Annotated in this window: 12 protein-coding genes; all 12 read left to right on the top strand. The window is 71.2% G+C overall.

Annotated elements, in window-relative coordinates:
- Positions 1–32: 32 nt before the first annotated feature.
- The 12 genes from ACIBAE_RS18700 (at position 33) to ACIBAE_RS18645 (ending at position 17,577) form a co-directional block, all read left to right on the top strand.
- Entirely contained in the window at positions 33–4,793 is a 4,761-nt protein-coding gene (locus ACIBAE_RS18700; RefSeq protein ID WP_399286335.1) for a hypothetical protein, read from the top strand.
- The gene (locus tag ACIBAE_RS18695; RefSeq protein WP_399286332.1) at positions 4,790–5,761 is read left to right on the top strand and encodes a hypothetical protein; all 972 of its coding nucleotides are present in this window, start codon (positions 4,790–4,792) and stop codon (positions 5,759–5,761) included. The genes ACIBAE_RS18700 and ACIBAE_RS18695 overlap by 4 nt, the downstream gene beginning before the upstream one ends.
- 158 nt (positions 5,762–5,919) lie before the next feature.
- Positions 5,920–9,879 carry an amino acid adenylation domain-containing protein gene (locus ACIBAE_RS18690; RefSeq protein ID WP_399286329.1) on the top strand — a complete coding sequence of 1,320 codons (3,960 nt, stop codon included), beginning with the start codon at positions 5,920–5,922 and terminating at the stop codon, positions 9,877–9,879.
- Positions 9,880–9,894: 15 nt separating this feature from the next.
- Positions 9,895–10,737: a DUF6202 family protein gene (locus tag ACIBAE_RS18685; RefSeq protein ID WP_399286326.1), complete on the top strand. Its 843-nt coding sequence runs from the start codon at positions 9,895–9,897 to the stop codon at positions 10,735–10,737.
- A gap of 2 nt (positions 10,738–10,739) precedes the next feature.
- Entirely contained in the window at positions 10,740–11,564 is an 825-nt protein-coding gene (locus ACIBAE_RS18680; protein ID WP_399286323.1) for an aspartyl/asparaginyl beta-hydroxylase domain-containing protein, read from the top strand.
- Between the two features lie 56 nt (positions 11,565–11,620).
- A complete protein-coding gene (locus tag ACIBAE_RS18675; RefSeq protein ID WP_399286320.1) occupies positions 11,621–12,667 on the top strand; it encodes a ketoacyl-ACP synthase III family protein in 1,047 nt (348 codons plus the stop codon).
- Positions 12,664–14,616 carry an HAD-IIIC family phosphatase gene (locus ACIBAE_RS18670; protein WP_399286317.1) on the top strand — a complete coding sequence of 651 codons (1,953 nt, stop codon included), beginning with the start codon at positions 12,664–12,666 and terminating at the stop codon, positions 14,614–14,616. The genes ACIBAE_RS18675 and ACIBAE_RS18670 overlap by 4 nt, the downstream gene beginning before the upstream one ends.
- The gene (locus tag ACIBAE_RS18665) at positions 14,604–14,864 is read left to right on the top strand and encodes an acyl carrier protein (RefSeq protein WP_399286314.1); all 261 of its coding nucleotides are present in this window, start codon (positions 14,604–14,606) and stop codon (positions 14,862–14,864) included. Before ACIBAE_RS18670 ends, ACIBAE_RS18665 begins: the two co-directional genes overlap by 13 nt.
- A 30-nt stretch (positions 14,865–14,894) precedes the next feature.
- Complete coding sequence (locus ACIBAE_RS18660; protein ID WP_399286311.1) at positions 14,895–15,323, top strand: VOC family protein; 429 nt, start codon at positions 14,895–14,897, stop codon at positions 15,321–15,323.
- Positions 15,324–15,390: 67 nt separating this feature from the next.
- Entirely contained in the window at positions 15,391–16,230 is an 840-nt protein-coding gene (gene ddaH, locus ACIBAE_RS18655) for a dimethylargininase (protein ID WP_399286308.1), read from the top strand.
- Positions 16,231–16,262: 32 nt separating this feature from the next.
- Entirely contained in the window at positions 16,263–16,847 is a 585-nt protein-coding gene (locus ACIBAE_RS18650; RefSeq protein ID WP_399286305.1) for a nitroreductase, read from the top strand.
- A gap of 97 nt (positions 16,848–16,944) precedes the next feature.
- The gene (locus ACIBAE_RS18645) at positions 16,945–17,577 is read left to right on the top strand and encodes a 4'-phosphopantetheinyl transferase family protein (RefSeq protein WP_399286302.1); all 633 of its coding nucleotides are present in this window, start codon (positions 16,945–16,947) and stop codon (positions 17,575–17,577) included.
- Positions 17,578–17,656: the final 79 nt, after the last annotated feature.

Here is a 17,656-nt window from a genome sequence, read left to right as displayed (position 1 = left end):
TGGGGGACAGGGATGGCCGGGAGGGCTTCGTCTTGAACGCGCAGGGGACCGGGATCAGGATCGAGGGCGCGACGGAGAACAACCTCCGGGACATCGACGTGACCCTGTCCGAAGGCATCACCGCAGTTGTGGGGGCGTCCGGCTCCGGCAAGTCCTCGCTGGTCTTCGACACGCTGCAACGGGAGGCCAAGCACCGGTTCCTGGCCACTCTCGCCGGCGCCTCGACCACCGCGAGGGCGGCCCGGGTCCGGGCGGTCCACGGGCTGCGGCCCGCCGTCTCCGTCGGGCAGAACGTACTCAACCGCAACCCCCGCTCCACCGTCGCCACCGCCGCCGGAGCGCACCCCTTCCTGCGGGTGCTCTTCGCCCGGTTCGCCGTGCTGCGCTGCCCGCGCTGCGCGGAGGTGACGGAGTCGGTGCCGTCCGAGGAACAGCTGTCCCTGCTGCGGACGGCCGCCGCGTCCGGCACCGTCGAGGTGCTCGCCCCGCTCGTGCGCGGGGCCCTCGGTACCCACGGTCGCCTGCTGGCCGAGCTCCGGGACCGCTTCGGTCCGCAAGGCGTGATGGTGGACGGCCGGCCCTGGTCCGGTACTCCGCTGGACCCCGCCGCCCCGCACACGGTCGTGGTCCGGATCGGTTCCCTCGGTCCGGGCGAGGACGTGAAGGCGGCCCGCCGGCTGCTCGACGAGGTCGCCGCGCTCGGCTGCGTCCAGGTCGAGTTCCGTACGCAGTCGGGCTCACGGGTGCTGTCGCGGGCCCGGCTGTGCACGTCCTGCGGCGCGGCGCTGCCGTCGGTGAGGCCACAGGACTTCCGCGCCGACGGCCCGGACACCGCCGCGTACGAGCTGGCCGGCCTGACCCTCCCCGCGCTGCTCCGGCTCGACGTGGACCGGGCCCGGGACGTGCTGGCCGCCGCCGACCTGCCCCCGCGGGCGGGCACCGCCCTGCGCAACGTCCTGCGCAGGCTCGACGCCCTCGCGTCCCTGGGCCTCGGCTATCTCACGCTCGACCGCTCCTCGCCGACCCTCTCCCGCGGCGAGGCGCAACGCCTGCGCATCGCCGTCCTCCTCGCCAACGATGTCGAGGACTTGCTGCACATCCTCGACGAGCCCACCATCGGTCTTGGCGCGGCCCAGGTCCGGCGGCTTCTGGAGGAGCTCGGGAAGCTGGCCGGCCCGGTGGTGCTCGTGGAGCACGACCGGACCGCGGTGGCGGGCTCCGACCGGGTCGTGGAGATCGGCCCCGCGGCCGGTTCGGGCGGCGGGCGAGTGGTCTTCCAGGGCACCCCCGGCGAGCTCTGGGACGCCGATACGCCGTCCGGCCGCTGGTTCTCCGGCCGTGAACGGCTGGCGGAACCCGAGCGGTCGAAGGCGCCCGCCGGGAGCGGCGACCGGTGGCTCACGGTCAGGAACGCCGACCACCACAACCTCACCGGCTTCGACTGCGCCTTCCCCCTCGGGGCGCTCACCGTGGTGACCGGACCCTCGGGGGCCGGAAAGAGCACGCTGGTCCGCGACGTCCTCGTAGCTTCCCTGGAGGCCGGCGAAGCCCGCGGCTGTACCGCTCTCGAAGGCGAACCCGTCGCCCCGCTGAGCGTCGACCAGTCGCCCATCGGGGTCAACCCCCGCTCCAACCCCGCCACGTACACCGGCCTCGCGGACCGCGTCCGGGCGGTCCTCGCCGCCGCGACGGGGATGCCCGCCGGCACCTTCTCCTTCAACCGTTCCGAGGGAGCCTGCGCCGCGTGCGCGGGCATGGGATCCGTCGAGGTGAAACTGCGCTTCCTGCCCTCGGAGTGGGTGCCCTGCGAGGTGTGCGAGGGGCGCCGGTTCAGCGCCGAGGCCCTCGCCGTACGCGCCGAACTCCCGGACGGGAACAGCTACTCCGTCGACGAGATCCACGACCTCAGCATCCGCGAGGCCCTGCCGCTCTTCCAGCACGATGCCCGCGCCCGCAGGATCATCCAGGCACTGCTCGACGTGGGCCTCGGCTACCTCCGGCTCGGCCAGCCCTCGCCCACCCTGTCCGGCGGCGAGGCGCAGCGCGTCAAGCTCGCCAAGCAGATCGCCGCCACCAAGCCGGCCCAGCTGGTCTACCTCGACGAACCCACCACCGGCCTGCACCCGGCCGATGTGCCCCGGCTCGCCGCCCTGCTGCGCCGCCTCACCGAACGCGGCTGCACGGTCGTCGTGGTCGAACACAACCAGGACATCGCGGCCATGGCCGACTGGACCGTACGCATCGGCCCCGGCAGCGGCCCCGACGGTGGACGGCTGCTGCACGCCGGACCGCCCGAGCCGCGCCCCGCCGACCCGGTGCGGCCATCCGCGGCGGCCCGCGCACCGCGCCCCGTACGCACCTGCGTGGAGATCCGCGGAGCGACGGCGAACAACCTCCGCGACGTGTCGGTGGACATCCCCAAGGGCGCCATGACCGCGGTCGTCGGTGTCTCCGGCTCCGGCAAGTCCTCACTCGTCCGCGACGTTCTGGAAGCGGAAGCCACCCGGCGGCTGCTCGAATCGCTGTCCCTCTACGAACGCCAGTCGGTGCGCGAGGGGCCCGAGTCCGGGGCCGCCTCCCTCACCGGACTCGGCCCCACGCTCGTCGTCGGAGCGGACGGGCGGGCCCCCGGCCTGCGCAGCACCGTCGGTTCCAGCACCGAACTCAGCCCGCACCTCGGCGTCCTCCTCGCCTATGCCGGAGCACGCCGCTGCACCGACTGCGGCTCCGAGCAACGGCGTTCGGGCCACCGGCCGGGCAGCCCCTGGATCTGCGGTGGGTGCGGACGCTCCGGCCCGCCGGCCGAGCCCGGGGACTTCTCACCGCTGCGGTACGAGGCGGCCTGCCTGCGCTGCCACGGCATGGGCACCGTGGCCGTTCCGCTGGTGGAACGACTGATCCACCGGCCCGAACGGCCGCTGTGCGACGGCGCGATGTACTCGCCGGGCTTCTACCCGCGCTCGTATCTGTCGAAGCCCGCCAACGGTGGCTACTGGATGCTGCTCGCCCTCGGAGAGCGCTACGGCTTCGACCCCGAGCGCACCCCCTGGCAGGAGATGAGCCGGGCGGGCCAGGAGGCCTTCCTCTTCGGTGAGGAGGAGGTCACCCTGTCGCCCGAGGCCCGGGTCACCCCCTCCGCGACGGTCGTCTGGCGTGGTGTCTTCCGCATCATGGACGGCTGGGACGTCGGCGGTCTCTACACCGAGCGCGTGCCGTGCTCCTCGTGTGCCGGAGGACGCCTGCGGCCGGAGTTCCTCGACCAGCGGGTCGCCGGAATGAACCGGTACGACCTGCACCGCGAGCCGGTCGACACCGTGCGGGAAGTGCTCGCCGGGCTCGGGCTCCCGGACGGGGCACCTGGCTGGGCGGTCCGGTCGCACGCCGTCGCCCTGCGCCGCCTCGGCTTCCTGGGCCAGGTGGGCATCGGCCATCTGCACCTGGACCGGATGGCCAACACGCTGTCGGCCGGCGAGCTCCAGCGGGTCCGGCTCACCGCCCTGCTCGGCGCCGAGCTCACCGGGATGACCGTCCTCCTCGACGAACCGTCGCGCGGACTGCACCCGAGCGAGGTCGACGTGCTCGGCACGGTGCTCGAAGAGCTCCGCGACCACGGCAACACCGTGATCCTCGTCGACCACGACATGCGCCTGGTCGCCCGGGCCGACCACCGGATCGTGATGGGTCCCGGGGCCGGCCGGCACGGCGGTACGGTCGTCGGGACCGGCAGCGCCGACGAGGTGCGTGCGAACCCCCGGGCCCGCGCCCTCCTCGAACGCCCGCTGCCCGCCCGGGCCGCCGGTCCGCGTGCCGCGCCCATCGGCTGGATGACCGTCCGCAAGCCGACCGAGAACAACCTCGACGGTCAGGACGTGCGGATCCCGCTCGGCGTGCTCGCCGGTTTCTGCGGGGTGTCCGGCTCCGGAAAGTCGACCTTGGCCATCGACATCCTGGCGCGCGCCCTCGCCCCGAAGAAGCTCACCACCTCGGCCGCCGCCACGCCCGTCGCCCCCGGCAACCACGAACGCATCGAGGGCGCCCCGAAGCAGGTCAAGCACAGCGACCAGAGCAGCGTAGGCATCACCTCGCCCGGTGCGTACCTGAAAGTGCTCGGGCCGCTCCGGGAGGCGTACGCGGACTCCGCCCCGGCCCGGGAACTGGGCCTCGTACCGGCCGACCTCCAGCCGCGGTGCGACGGCTGCAAGGGGAAGGGAACGGTCGCCGAGGACATGGGCTTCATGCCCACCACCCAGCGGCCCTGCGAGGCCTGCGACGCCACCGGCTACCGGGCCGAGGCGCGGGAGCTCGCCGTGCGCGGCCACAGCCTGCCCGGCCTGGAACGAATGAGCATCGACGAGGTCCTCGCCCTGTGGGAGGACCTCGAAGCGGTCGCCTCGCCGCTTCGCGGCGCCGTGGAGCTCGGCCTCGGGTATCTGACCCTCGGACAGGGGCCCGGCGCGCTCTCCGGCGGAGAGCGCCAGCGGCTCAAGCTCGTACGCGAGATCACCGGGGCGAACGGCCGCCCGGCCCTGCACATCCTCGACGAGCCCACCACCGGGCTCCACGACGCGGACGTCGAGCGCCTGGTCCAGGCACTCGACGGGCTGGTGGCCAAGGGCCACGGAGTCCTCGTCGTCGACCACGACCCGCGCCTGCTCGCCTGCTGCGACTGGCTGATCGAACTGGGGCCCGGCGGCGGACCCGCCGGCGGCCGGATCGTCGCCGAGGGCACCCCGGAGGACCTGGCCGCCGGGGATACCGCCACCGCCCCGTACCTGCGTGAGGTGCTGTCATGACCGAATCCGCCTGGCTGCTGCTGTCCGACAGTTCGCCGGCACTGCGGTGCCGCGTCCTGGCCGAGTTGCTCGACGTACCGGACGACGACCCCGAACTCGCCGATCTGCTGCCCCGACGCACCGAGGACGCGCAGGCGCTCGCGCTCCTGGGGTCCGAACCCGAAGGGCTCCAGGAGCTCGGCCAACTGCTGTGCCGGCTCGGCGCCATGGGCTTCGACCACAGCCACCCGCGGGTGGCCGAGCTGGTCGAACGGGTCTTCGCCCACCAGCGGGACGACGGCTCCTTCCCCCTGACGGAATTCCGCACCGATGACCGCTACACGATGATCCCGCTCCAGGCCGCCCTGCCGCTGAGAGCCGTGGGGTCCGTGGGCGCGGCGACGGATCCACGTGCCGAGCGGGCCTACGACTGGCTGATCGCCCAGCGCGTCGAGGACGGCTCGTGGCCGACGGGCCTGGTCGCCGGTCAGCCCGGCAGCGTCCCCGGCTACCGCAAGCTGCCCGGCTCACCCGGCTGCCGGGCCAACACGGAGGCCGCCCTGGCCGCTCTGGTGCTGCATCCGCAGCGCGCACGCTCCGAACCGGCGCGGCGGGCCGCAGACCTGCTGCTGCGGCGCGAAACCCGGGACGAATGGGCGCTGGGAACCGAGATCGCCCGGTTGCACGGCCGGGAACGCGCGGCGGGCTTCATCTCCCTGCACTCCCGCTTCGACCTGGCCTTCGTCCTGGACCTGACGTCGCGGACGGGCGTCTCCGCCCGGGACATCCGGGTGGCGGACCTGGTGGGGTTCCTGGACGGGCTGCGCGGCCCGGCCGGGCTGTGGGAGCACCCCGTGCATCCGGAGCTGAGCCGCTGGCTCACCCTCGACCTGCTGGCGAGCCTGCGCCGCCTCGGCGCCGGTAACTGGGCCGGTGAGGGGCCGCGGCTGCGCTTCCGGCCGGACGACGTTCCCGTGAAACGGCACTGACACCGCATCACCGCCCTGCTGTTCGACTGAGGAGCCTGGCCAGTCGAATTCCATGGAGGATCGGTTAGTTTATTTCTTGTCTTCAAGAAGTATTCCGTTCCTGTGTGGGGTGTGGACAGGTGAGTCAGCTCAGTGCCGGACAATCGCAGCTTCTCGAAATGCTCAGAAATCGGAAAGCAGAAAAGCCTGCGGTCGACATTCCGAAGGTTGGGCAGGGTGTCAAAGTTCCGCTGCTTCCTGCACAGGCTCGTATCTGGTATTTCACGAGGCGATTTCCGGAGAGTGCGGAATACAACCTCTTCGACGTGGTCACCCTCGCCGAGGCCCCGGACCGGGAGCTGCTGACCTCCGCCGTCCGCACGCTGACCCAGCGCCACGACGCCCTGCGCGTGCGCATCCTGGAGGTCGACGGCGAGCCGGTGCAGGAGGACTGCGGCTCAGTGGAGCCGCCGGTCGAGTGGCACGATCTGCGCGCCCTCGGCCAGGAGGCCGCGGAGGCCCGGACCGCCGCCATCGTCGAGAAGACGGCGTCGATTCCGCTCCCCACCGATGAGGCACCGCTCTTCCGCGTGATCGCCCTGCTGCTTCCCGACGGGCCGGCCGTACTGGCCCTGGGCTTCCATCACGTGATCATCGACCACTGGTCGGTCAGCCAGGTCACGGACGAGCTGAGCCGCCTGCTGGCCGGGGCCGAGCTGCCGCCCGCCCACGGGGTGGGCTACCTGGACTACGCCGCCGCCCACGCGCGGACCCTGGACGAGACCCGCGTGGAGCGGGAGCTGACGTACTGGAAGGGCCGGCTCGGCGGCGAGCTCCCCGTCCTCGACCTGCCCAAGGACCGGCCCCGGCCCGCCAACGAGACGCGCAGCGGCGAGATGGCCGGCTTCCGCATCGAGTCCGAGCTCGCCGACCGGGTGCGCCGGTTCGCCGCCGACCAGCGGACCTCGACCTTCGTCGTGCTGCTCGCCGCCTACCAGACGTTCCTCTCCAGGCTCTCCGGACAGACCGACATCGTGGTGGGCTCGCCCCTCGCGGGCCGGGACGACGAGACCGCCGAGAAGATCGTGGGCTGCTTCGTCAAGCCGGTCGCGCTGCGTGGGGACCTGTCGGCCGCACCGGACTTCCGCACGCTGATCCAGCAGACCCAGCAGACCGTGCTGGAGTCGCAGGACCACCAGATGGTGCCCTTCGAGCGCATCGTCGCCGAACTGGGTGTGGCCCGGACGCCGGGCGTCAACCCCGTGTTCCAGACCATCTTCGGCTTCGTGTCCGGCATCGGCGTCGTCAGCGAGGGAGAGGGCGGCTCGCTCGTCGAACTCGACACCAAGTCCGCGCGCACCGACCTGACGGTCTCCGTCGTCGACGCGGGCGAGCACCTGCGCGCCGTGATGGAGTACTCCTCGGACCTGTTCAACCGCTCGACGGTGGACCGCTTCGCGCAGCTCTACGTGGCGCTCGTGGACACGCTGATCACCAGCCCGGCGACGCCCGTCACCGAGGTCGAGCTGCTCTCCGAGGCGGGCCGCAGCCACATCCTGCACGGCCTCAACACGTACCGGAAGCCCGACATCCGGTACCGGACGCTGGCCGAGCCCTTCGAGGAGCAGGTGCTGCGCACCCCCGACTCCGTCGCCCTCGTCGGCGAGGAGGGCGAGCTCACCTACGCGGAGATGAACGAGCGGGCGAACCAGCTCGCCCACCACCTGCGCGCCCAGGGCGTACGGCCCGGCGACAAGGTCGCCGTCTGCATGGACCGCAGCTTCGCCATGGTGATCGCGCTGTACGCGGTCGCCAAGGCCGGCGCCGCCTACGTACCGATGGACCCGGACCTCCCCGACGGCCGCATGGAGTTCATGCTCGCCGACACCGAACCCCAGCTGGTGCTCGCCGACGACCGGGGCGCGGGGCAGCTTCCCGGGGGGCCGTGGACCGTGCTGCGCGTCACAGGCGAAGAGCGGCCCTGGGAGCGGTGCCCCACCGGCAACCTCCCGATCTCCACCCCGCCGAACGCCCTCGCCTTCCTGCTCTACACCTCCGGCTCGACCGGTCGGCCGAAGGCCGTCGCCTACCCGGTGGACGGTGCCCTCGCCAACATCTTCTGGCTGCAGGGCCGCTACCCCTTCGGGCCCGGCGACGCGAACATCCTCAAGACCTCCTACGGCTTCGACGTCTCCACCTGGGAGCTGTACTGGCCGCTCTACTACGGCTCGCGCCTCGTCGTCGCCCGACCCGGCGGCCACCGCGAACCCGAGTACCTGCACGGGCTGACCGAGCAGTACCAGGTCACCACCCTGTTCTTCGTCCCGACGATGATGGAGGTGTTCCTGGCCGCCGCCCCCTCCGGCAGCTGCGGCTCCCTGCGCCGGGTCATCATCGGCGGCGAGGAGGTCAAGCCCCCGCTGCGCGACGCCTTCCACGCCCACTTCGACGCCGAGCTCGTCAACTGCTGCGGCCCCACCGAGGCCGGCACGGTGGTCGAGGGAGTCATCCCCCGCGAGCCCGGTGTCCCGGTCCTCCCGCTCGGGCGGCCCTGCGATAACTTCCGGATCCACATCCTGGGCCCCGACCTCGAAGTACTTCCGATCGGCGTGCCCGGCGAGATGTACATCGGCGGCGAGACCGGCCTCGCCCACGGCTATCACAACCGGCCGGGCATGACCGCCGAGCGTTTCCTCCCGGACCCCTTCGGCCCGGTCGGCGAGCGGATGTACCGCACCGGCGACCTGTGCCGGTACCGGGAGGACGGGGTGATCGAGCACCTGGGCCGCATCGACCGGCAGGTGAAGGTCAGGGGCCTGCGCATCGAGCTGTCCGAGATCGAGTCGGTCCTCTGCGAGCACCCGGACGTACGGGCCTGCGTGGTCCTGGCCCCCAGTGGCTTCGACGGCCGCATCGCGGCCTTCGTCGTGCCCGAGCCGGGCAGCGAGCCCGACCCGCGGGAGCTGGAGCGGCACGCCCGGAACCAGCTGCCGACGCACATGGTGCCCGCGGCCGTCGTCACCGTCGACCAGGTGCCGTACAACGTCAACGGCAAGATCGACGAGAAGGCGCTGCTCGAACACCTGGGCAGCCGGGCAGCCGGCGGTTCGACGGAGCTCGTTGAGCCCGAAGGGGAGATGGAGACCCGGCTCGCCGGGGTCTTCGGCGAGGTGCTCGGCATCGAGCGGTTCAGCGTCACCGACGGCTTCTTCTCACTCGGCGGCCACTCCCTCCTGGTCTTCAAGCTCATCGCGGCCTGTGCCCGGGAACTGGGCGTCAAGCCCACCGTCGGCGACGTGTTCGCCGCCCCTTCCGTCCGGGAGCTGGCCGCTCGCCTGGGCTCCGCCGCGGAGGAACGCACCGACGAAGTCCTCGTACCGCTCGTACACCCCCAGGGCAGGCCCGTCGTGCTGTTCGTGCACGGCGCCGGCGGCTCCGTCCTCCCCTTCCAGGCGGTCGGACGGGAACTGGGGGAGAAGTACGACGTGTACGGCCTCCAGGCCGCGAACGTCACGGACGCCGACGGCAGTGGTGCGGGCGCCGAGTCCATCGAGGACATGGCCGCCCGGTACGTCGCCGCCGTCGATGCCGTACGGGGCACCCGGCCCCTCTTCCTGGCGGGCTGGTCCGTCGGCGGCTGCGTCGCCCTGGAGATGGCCCGGCAGTGGCAGGCGCGCGACGTGGACCTCGTGGGGGTGGCCATGCTCGACACCTGGCTGCCGCCGGAAGCCGTGGCCGATCCGGCTGCGGCGGAGCAGGCCCGCGCGGCGTTCGCGGCCATGGACCTCCTGGGCGGCGAGGGCGAAGCGACCGCCGACCTGACGGGGATCTCCGAGGAAGCGGCGCGCATCCCGGCCCTGATGGAGCGGCACCGTGCCGCCTTCCTCGGCTACACACCCGAGCCCTATGCGGGTGAAGTGTGTCTGCTGCGGGCGGCCGAGCCCTATCCAGATCCTCACATCGAATTCCCCGCGATCCTTCGCGGGGCGGACCACGGGTGGCGGGCGCACATCCCTGGCCTCTCCTCCCGCGAAATTCGCGGGAACCATTTCAGCCTCATCTCCGATGAGAACTCGGCGCACCTCGCCGAAACCGTCCACGAAATCGTCGACGAGATGCTTTCGTTCAGCGAAATCTAGGAATCTGGAGTAGCCGTGACTGATATCGCAATCACCGCCGACTCGCGCAGCGCGCTCGACGAACTCGTCGACCGGGAGATCGCCGAGGCCGGACTCGCCCGCGCGGAGAACCGCTTCTTCAGCTTGGCCCGGGGGTTCGGGACGGGCGATTTCACCGGTCCGCTGGCCGTCGCCCACCAGTGGCGCGCGATGACCAAGGTGTTCATGTTCACCACGCTGTCCGGCCTCGGCGCGGCGGCCCGCACCCTCAACGCCCAGCACTCGCCGCCCAGCGACGCCCTGGCCGCCTTCCAGACCATGTTCCGCGTCATCGGCGATGACCTGGACAACCTCGCACCGGTGTTCAGCGCGGTTTCCCCCAAGGGACCCGCCGGAGCGCACTACGTGTGGTGGGAGGACGCCATCATCAAGCCGCTGTCCGAGCACGTCGACGAGGCCGGCCGCGCCACTGCCGAGGAGCTCCCCGAGGGCGTCGTGCGCCTCATCGAGAACATGGAGCGCTACGCGGACAACCCGCTCGGCGCCGCCGTGCAGCTGCGTGTCGTCGAGACCATCGCCCTCGACATCGCCGTCGGCTTCCGCCGCGTCTACGGCAAGCTGGAAGTGGACGGCAAGCGCCTCTTCCCGAACACCGAAGACCTCGCCTGGATCGACTCGCACATCAAGGCCGAGACGATGCACGCGGCCCAGGTCAGCAGCGACGAGACCGGCATGACCTTCTTCGTCACCAGTGAGGACGAGGCCCGCGCCTTCGCCGAGATGACCACCGAGTACTCCGCCAGCTGGGCCGGCGCCCTGAACGCGTTCGCCGACTCCCTCGGCCTGCCCTCCCTGCTCGCCGCGGCCCAGGCAGCCTGACCGTGCGGAGCCACCGAATAGCGGCGCTCCAGCTCGACGAGGAGCGCCTGGCCGCCGACCTCGCCGTCTCCGAGGGCTTCGCGTACAACGACTCGTACGCCGACTTCGTCAGCAGCGGCATGCTGCGCAGCACCATGCTGTGGAACCAGACCGGCAGCCTGGCCGAGTCGTCCCTGGGCGACTACGAGGGATCGGCGCGGCCCACGCCCCACGGCGAGGCGCTGACGTACGTCCGCGAGCTGATCGGCCGGTACTTCCGCACCGATCTCCTCAAGTACGCGCGCTTCATGCGGCTCGCACCCGGCAGCGTCTACGTGCCGCACCGCGACTTCCTGGAACTCAAGGCCGACATGGTGCGGGTCCACCTGCCGCTGCAGACCGATGACAACGTCTTCGCCTCCGAGGACAACACCGTCTTCCGGATGCGCCGTGGCGAACTGTGGCTGCTCGACGCCACCCGGACCCACTCCGTCGGCTCCTTCTCGGACCGCGACCGCGTCCACGTCATCTGCGACTTCACGGCCGAGGACTTCTCGCAGGTCCTCGCCGCAGAGGTCCAGGCCCGGCCCGACGTACCGGCGGACAACATAGCCGAACGCCCGCCGCTCGGTGCGGAGAGCCGGCAGGCCCTGCTCGACCTGGCCAAGGTCCTCGACGAGCGCAACTACCAGGAAATCCAGACCCTGCTGATCAAGCAGCACTTCGCCTCCGACATCTCGGGCGACGAGGTCTTCACGCTGCTGAAGCAGATCGCGGACGGCAGCGGCCGGGCCGATCTCCTGAGCCGTGCCACGGCTCACGAGGAGTACTGCATGGTCCGCAGGTAAGTCCGTGTGAGCACCACGAGGCCCTGGGACCGCCCAATGAAAGGAGACCGCACACAATGCGGTGGAACGGAATTTATCTCAACGCCTGCGGGGCTGTCCTGGGGCGCCTCGAGGAGACCTCGGTCACCGTGGCCGAGGGCCGCTACGACGAGGCCGAGGCCGTCGCCGACGGCTATCTGTCCATCAGCGTGGTCGACGACGGACCCGCCGTCGACCTCGCGGTGAAGGCCGCCGACCTGACCATGGGCCGCAGCACGGTGGCGGCCGAGGACATCGATCTGGTCGTCCACTCCAGCTGCAACAACCAGGGCCTCGACCACTTCGCCCCGGCCTCCTACGTCCAGGGCCGCACCATCGGCGGCCGTGCCGCCGCGGTGGAGGTCAAGCAGTACTCCAACGGCGGCCTGGCCGCCCTGGAGATCGCTGCGTCCTATCTGAGCGTCCGGTCCAAGACCTCCGCGGCCCTGCTCACCACCAGCGACATCTTCGCCCTCCCCTCCTTCGACCGCTACCGCTCCGACAAGGGCGTGGTCTTCGGTGACGGAGGAACCGGACTCGTGCTCTCCCGGCAGGGCGGCGTGGCCAGGCTGCTGTCCACGGCCGTCATCAGCGACGGCACCTACGGCGCGGTGTACCTCGGGAACAAGCCCTTCGAGGAGGTCGAGAACGCGAGCGACAGCCCCGTCGACCTCCGGGCCCGCCGGGACGAGTACCTCCTGGAGAACGGCGAGCTCCTGCTGAAGATCGTCCAGTCGCTCACCGAGCGCCAGAAGGAGAGCGTGTCGGTCGCCCTCGCGGACGCCGGGCTCACCGCCGCGGACATCGACCGCTGGGTGCTCACCAACGTGGGCAAGACCCTCGACGACATCGACTTCCGGGCCACGTTCGGCATCGAGGACGACCGGACCACCTACGAGTGGGGCCGCCGGGTCGGGCACATCGGAGCGGCGGACCAGATCGCCGGACTCACCCACCTCCTGGAGACCGGTCAGGTCAGCCCCGGGGACCGGGTGGCGCTGTGCGGAATCGGCATGGGCTTCACCTACGCCTGCGCCATCGTCGAGATCCTGGAACAGCCCGAGTGGACGGCCGACGGGTCATGACCGGCTCGCGGACCGCCGGGACCCCCTTCCGGGGGGACGACCTGCTCGAACGGATCAGCGCCCTGCGCGCCTCGTCCGGGGCCGGCGACCCGGAACTCGCGGAGGAGCTCGACACCCTCGACGACGCCCTGCTCCTCCACGAGGCCGGCCGCCTCCTCGACGGCGTCACCGCGGCCCAGCTGTCCCGCTCGGCGGACGCCCGCACCACCACCCTGCGGGTGGCCGTCGCCGCCACCTTCACCGCCGACGACGTCGTACCGCTGCTGCGGGCAGCACTGCTGTCCGCCGGCATCGACGCGGAGTTCCACTTCTGCCCGTACGACCAGCTCGGCATCGAGCTGACCGATCCGCGTTCCGCACTCGCGGACTTCGAACCCCAGGTAACGCTCTGTCTCCAGGACGCCGGGGCACTGCTCCCGCGCGATTGGGACCCGTCCGACTGGGACGGCGTCCAGACAGAGCTCCGGGACCGGGTCGACCTGCACACGGCGGTTGCGGCGGCCTTCGCCGCCCGCACCGGCTCCGTCGTACTGCTGCACACCGTGCCGCTGCCCCGCCCGGACCGCCGGAGCGTGATCAGCTTCCGGGGCGGGGCCGCCCTGGGCCGGATCTGGCGCGAGGCCAACATCGCGCTCCTCTTGGCGGGTGAGACCAACGACGGGGTCTATACCGTCGACCTGGAGGCGTTGCTCACGGACGTCCCCGGGCCGGTGCGTGACGAACGCCAGTACCGTTTCGGCCGCAAGGCGTGGACACCCGCCGTGGAGCTGGCCTACGTCCGGGAGGCCACGGCCTTCTGCCGGGCCGTAGCCGGCCTCGGCCGCAAGGTCCTGGTCCTCGACCTCGACAACACGCTGTGGGGCGGGGTCCTGGGCGACGACGGCCCGGCCGGGATCGAGCTGGGCACGCTCTACCCCGGCGACTGTTACACCGACCTGCAGCGCCGGGCCCTGGCCCTGCGCCGCCAGGGGGTGCTCTTGGCGGTGTGCAGCAAGAACGAGAAGGCGCTGGTCGACGAGGTCCTGGCCGGACACCCGGACATGGTGCTCCGCCCGGACGACTTCGTCGCCGTCGTCGCCGACTGGCAGCGCAAGGACCTGCATGTTGCAGCTCTCGCGAAGGAGCTGAACCTCGGGCTCGACGCGTTCGTCTTCGCCGACGACAGCCCCTTCGAGTGCGGCATGGTGGCGAGCTCGCTGCCGCAGGTCCACGTCGTACACCTGGACGGCGATCCCGCCTGCCACACGGAAAAGGTGCTCGAAGCCGCCCGCTTCGCGCAGCTGGGCGTCACGGCCACCGACGCCGAACGCACCACGCTCTACCGGGGCCGGCGCGAGCGACACCAGCTCGGCACTGCTCACGCCACCGCGGAGGACTATCTGCGGGCGCTCGGCATCCGCGTGACCGTCGGCCCCGCGGACGACTTCACCCTGCCCCGGCTCGTCCAGCTCGAACAGCGCACCAACCAGTTCAACATGACCGGCCAGGCCCATGGCGAAGCTCTCACACGGCAGCTCGCCCACTCGCCCGAGCACCTCGTGCTCGCGGTCGAGGTGACCGACCGCTTCGGCACCGAGGGAGTGATCGGCGGCGTCTGGCTGGACCGCGGTCCGGACCGCTGGACCGTGCGGAACCTGGTGCTCAGCTGCCGGGTGTTGTCCCGCGGCGTCGAGCAGGCCGTCCTCCAATACGTCGCCGAATCGGCCCGCGAGGCCGGGGCCGGAGTCCTGGAGGCCCGCTTCAGGCCGACCGCGCGCAATGCGCCCGCGGCCGCCCTCTATCCGTCCGCCGGCTTCGGCCGTGCCGACGAACCCGAAGGCACCGGCCCGGCCGGTGCCGATGCCGCCGACACGACGGTCCGTTACCAGGTCCCCCTCGACCGGCTCCCCATCCTGACCCCCGACTGGATCACCCTCGTTACCAAGGAGGCAATGGAATGTCTGACGTGATGAGTACCCTGCGGCCCCTCGTCGCACGTGTCGCCCAGCACCCTGTGGACGGCATCACCCCGGACTCGCGGTTCGCCGGGCTCGGCAGCTGGGGCAGCCTCGCGGCCATGCGTCTGCTGGCCACGGTCGAGCAGACCTACGGGGTTCAGCTGGACCTCCGTTCCTACATGAAGTTCGAGACCGTGGGAGAGCTGGCCGAAGAGATCTCCGGCCGTCTCTCCGCCGTTTCCGGCGCGCATGCGGGCTGAGGCCACCGCCCGGGCGACAGGAGTCGAACCGTGATCCTCGGCGTCGATCACGTCGGGCTCGCCACGGCTGATCCCGCCGGTGCCGGCGCCCAGCTGGCCGCCCTGGGCCTGGTCCTGGCGGATCAGGGAGAGGCCGATGCCTACGGTGTCGCCTGTGAGTTCTGGCAGCTCCCCGGTGAACGGGCGGGCACTGCCGTGGAGCTGGTCTCGCCCACCAGAGCCGGTTCGGCGGTCGACGGCCGGCTGGCGGGCGTGGGCCCCGGTCTCTACCACCTCGCCTTCGTCGTGGACGACCTCGCCCACGAGACGGACCGGCTGCGCCGCGGCGGACTCATCGCCCTCGATGCCGAGCCGTGCCGTGGCGCCCGGCCGGGCATGAGCGTCACCTTCCTCTACCAGCCCGAACCCGCCGAGCTCCTGGTGGAGCTGGTCCACTACACGCCCGTCCCGCCCCACTGAAGCGCAGCGCGCACGCCTGCACCCGTTGTCCGCCACCACTGGGTGGCCTTCACACCCTGGGATTCACATGCCTTCCGACACGACCGCCCCCGCCGCGCCAACCCGTGTACAGCGCCGCCGCCACTACCTGATGTGCCGACCGACTCACTTCGAGGTCGTGTACGCCATCAACCCGTGGATGGACCCGGCCAAGCCGGTCGACACCGACCTCGCCGTCCTCCAGTGGGAGCGGCTGCGTGAGCTCTACGTGGAACTGGGCCACACCGTCGATCTGATCGAGCCGGTGCGCGGCCTGCCCGACATGGTGTACGCCGCCAACGGTGCCACCGTCGTGGACGGCCGCGTGTTGGGCGCGAGCTTCCGCAACGAGGAGCGCCGCCCCGAAGGCGCCGCCTACCTGGAATGGTTCCGGGCCAACGGCTTCACCGCGCGTCACGACCCGCAGTACGTCAATGAGGGCGAGGGCGACTTCCTCGTCACCGACCGGTTCGTCCTGGCGGGCTACGGCTTCCGCAGCGACGAGCGCAGCCACCAGGAGGCGCAGTCCTTCTTCGGGCGCCCCGTCATCAGCCTTGAACTCGTAGACCCGCGTTACTACCACCTCGACACGGCTCTGACCGTCCTCGACGGCGACGAGATCATGTACCACCCCGAGGCGTTCGCCCCGAGCAGCCGTCAGGTGCTGCGGACGCTCTTCCCGGACGCCCTCGAGGTGTCTGCGGCGGACGCGGCGGTCTTCGGCCTGAACGCGGTCTCGGACGGCATCAACGTCGTCCTTCCGGAGGCCGCGAGCGGGCTTGCCGAGCAGCTGCGCGCCCGCGGGTTCAACACCATCGGCATGGACCTGTCCGAACTCCTCAAGGGCGGCGGCAGCGTGAAGTGCTGCACCCTCGAAATCCGCCGCTGAGTCTCTAGCACCCACCAAGGAAAGGATCCCCCATGGACGTGATGACGGCAGTCATGACCCGGCGCAGCGAGCAGACGCTGCACAGCCCGGCACCCGGTGAGACGGAGTTCGCCTACCTGCTGCGCGGGGCGGGTACCGCCCCCGACCACGGGCGGCTGCGGCCTTGGCGCTGGGTGCTGCTCCGGGACGACGACCGGGACGCTCTGGGGGACTGCCTGGCCGAGGAGGCGGGCGCCGACGAAGTGGCGGCGGAGCGGATGAGGGCCAAGCTGCGGCGGGCGCCCCTAGTCGCCGCGCTTGTCTTCACGCCGCGCGAGAGCAAGATTCCGGAGTGGGAGCAGATGGCTGCCGCCACCTGCATGACGTACTCGCTGATGCTGCTGCTGCACGCGCGCGGTTACGGCAGCATCTGGCGGACCGGCGCCCTGACCCGCAGTACGACCGCCGGTGAACTGCTCGGCCTGATGCCGGGCGAGCGGCTGCTCGGGTCCCTGGACATCGGTACGCCGGACCCGTCCACGAGCAGCAATCGCCAGCCGCTGGACGACGTGTCCGGTCTGATGACGTCCTTCGCCGACGTCCGGGGCCGCGGTGCCGGCCGGTCAAAGGCAGCCTGATGGACAGGGATATGGCATGTGAGGTTCCGCGGCGGCGACCGTGATTCCGTCACCCGTTGGAGAAGGGCCCCTGAGTCGGGGACTCGAGCTCCCGGAGGTGGGCGGCCCGCCGCAGCTCTGGCTGGTCCAGGCCGGCGAATACCCCTTGGACCCGGCTGCCGTCGCCCTGCTCTCGCCGGACGAGGTCCGGCGCCGAGGGCGGTTCGCGCACGAGACCGACCGGCACTGCTACAGCGTCGCCCATGTGGTGCTGCACCAGTTGGCCGGTGCCTACCTCCGGCAGGACCCGGCTGAGGTGTCGATCGTCCGGCAGCCTTGCAAGCGGTGTGGCCGGCCCGATGGGCGGCCGGCACTGCACCGGCCGGACCTGCACTTCTCGCTGTCACACAGCGAGGACTTGGTCCTGTATGCCTTCGCACGCACGCCCGTTGGCGTCGACGTCGAGGCGATGCCCGCACGGGGCACCGTTGACGAACTATGGGCCACGCTCCACCCCGTGGAGCGGGCTGAGCTCGCCGCTCTACTTCCGGCGGAGCGCGACGATGCGTTCTTGCGCTGCTGGACCCGCAAGGAGGCCTGCCTCAAGGGCATGGGCGCGGGGCTGACGCACGGCATCGAGCAGCCCTACGTGGGGAGTTCAAAAGCGCCGGAGGCCGTCGATCGGTGGAGCCTCTCGGATGTAGAGGTTCCCGCCGAATACCGTGCGGCGGTCGCTGTATCGACGCTTTGACGCTCCGCGATGGTCGCCGACCAGGAAGAAACGGTTCCGCATCGAGATGGTAACATGCGGCTCAGCATTCGGTCTCTTG

The organism is Streptomyces sp. NPDC051569, from assembly GCF_044454085.1.
Classification (GTDB): domain Bacteria; phylum Actinomycetota; class Actinomycetes; order Streptomycetales; family Streptomycetaceae; genus Streptomyces.
This window is presented reverse-complemented; position numbering and strand designations above follow the sequence as displayed.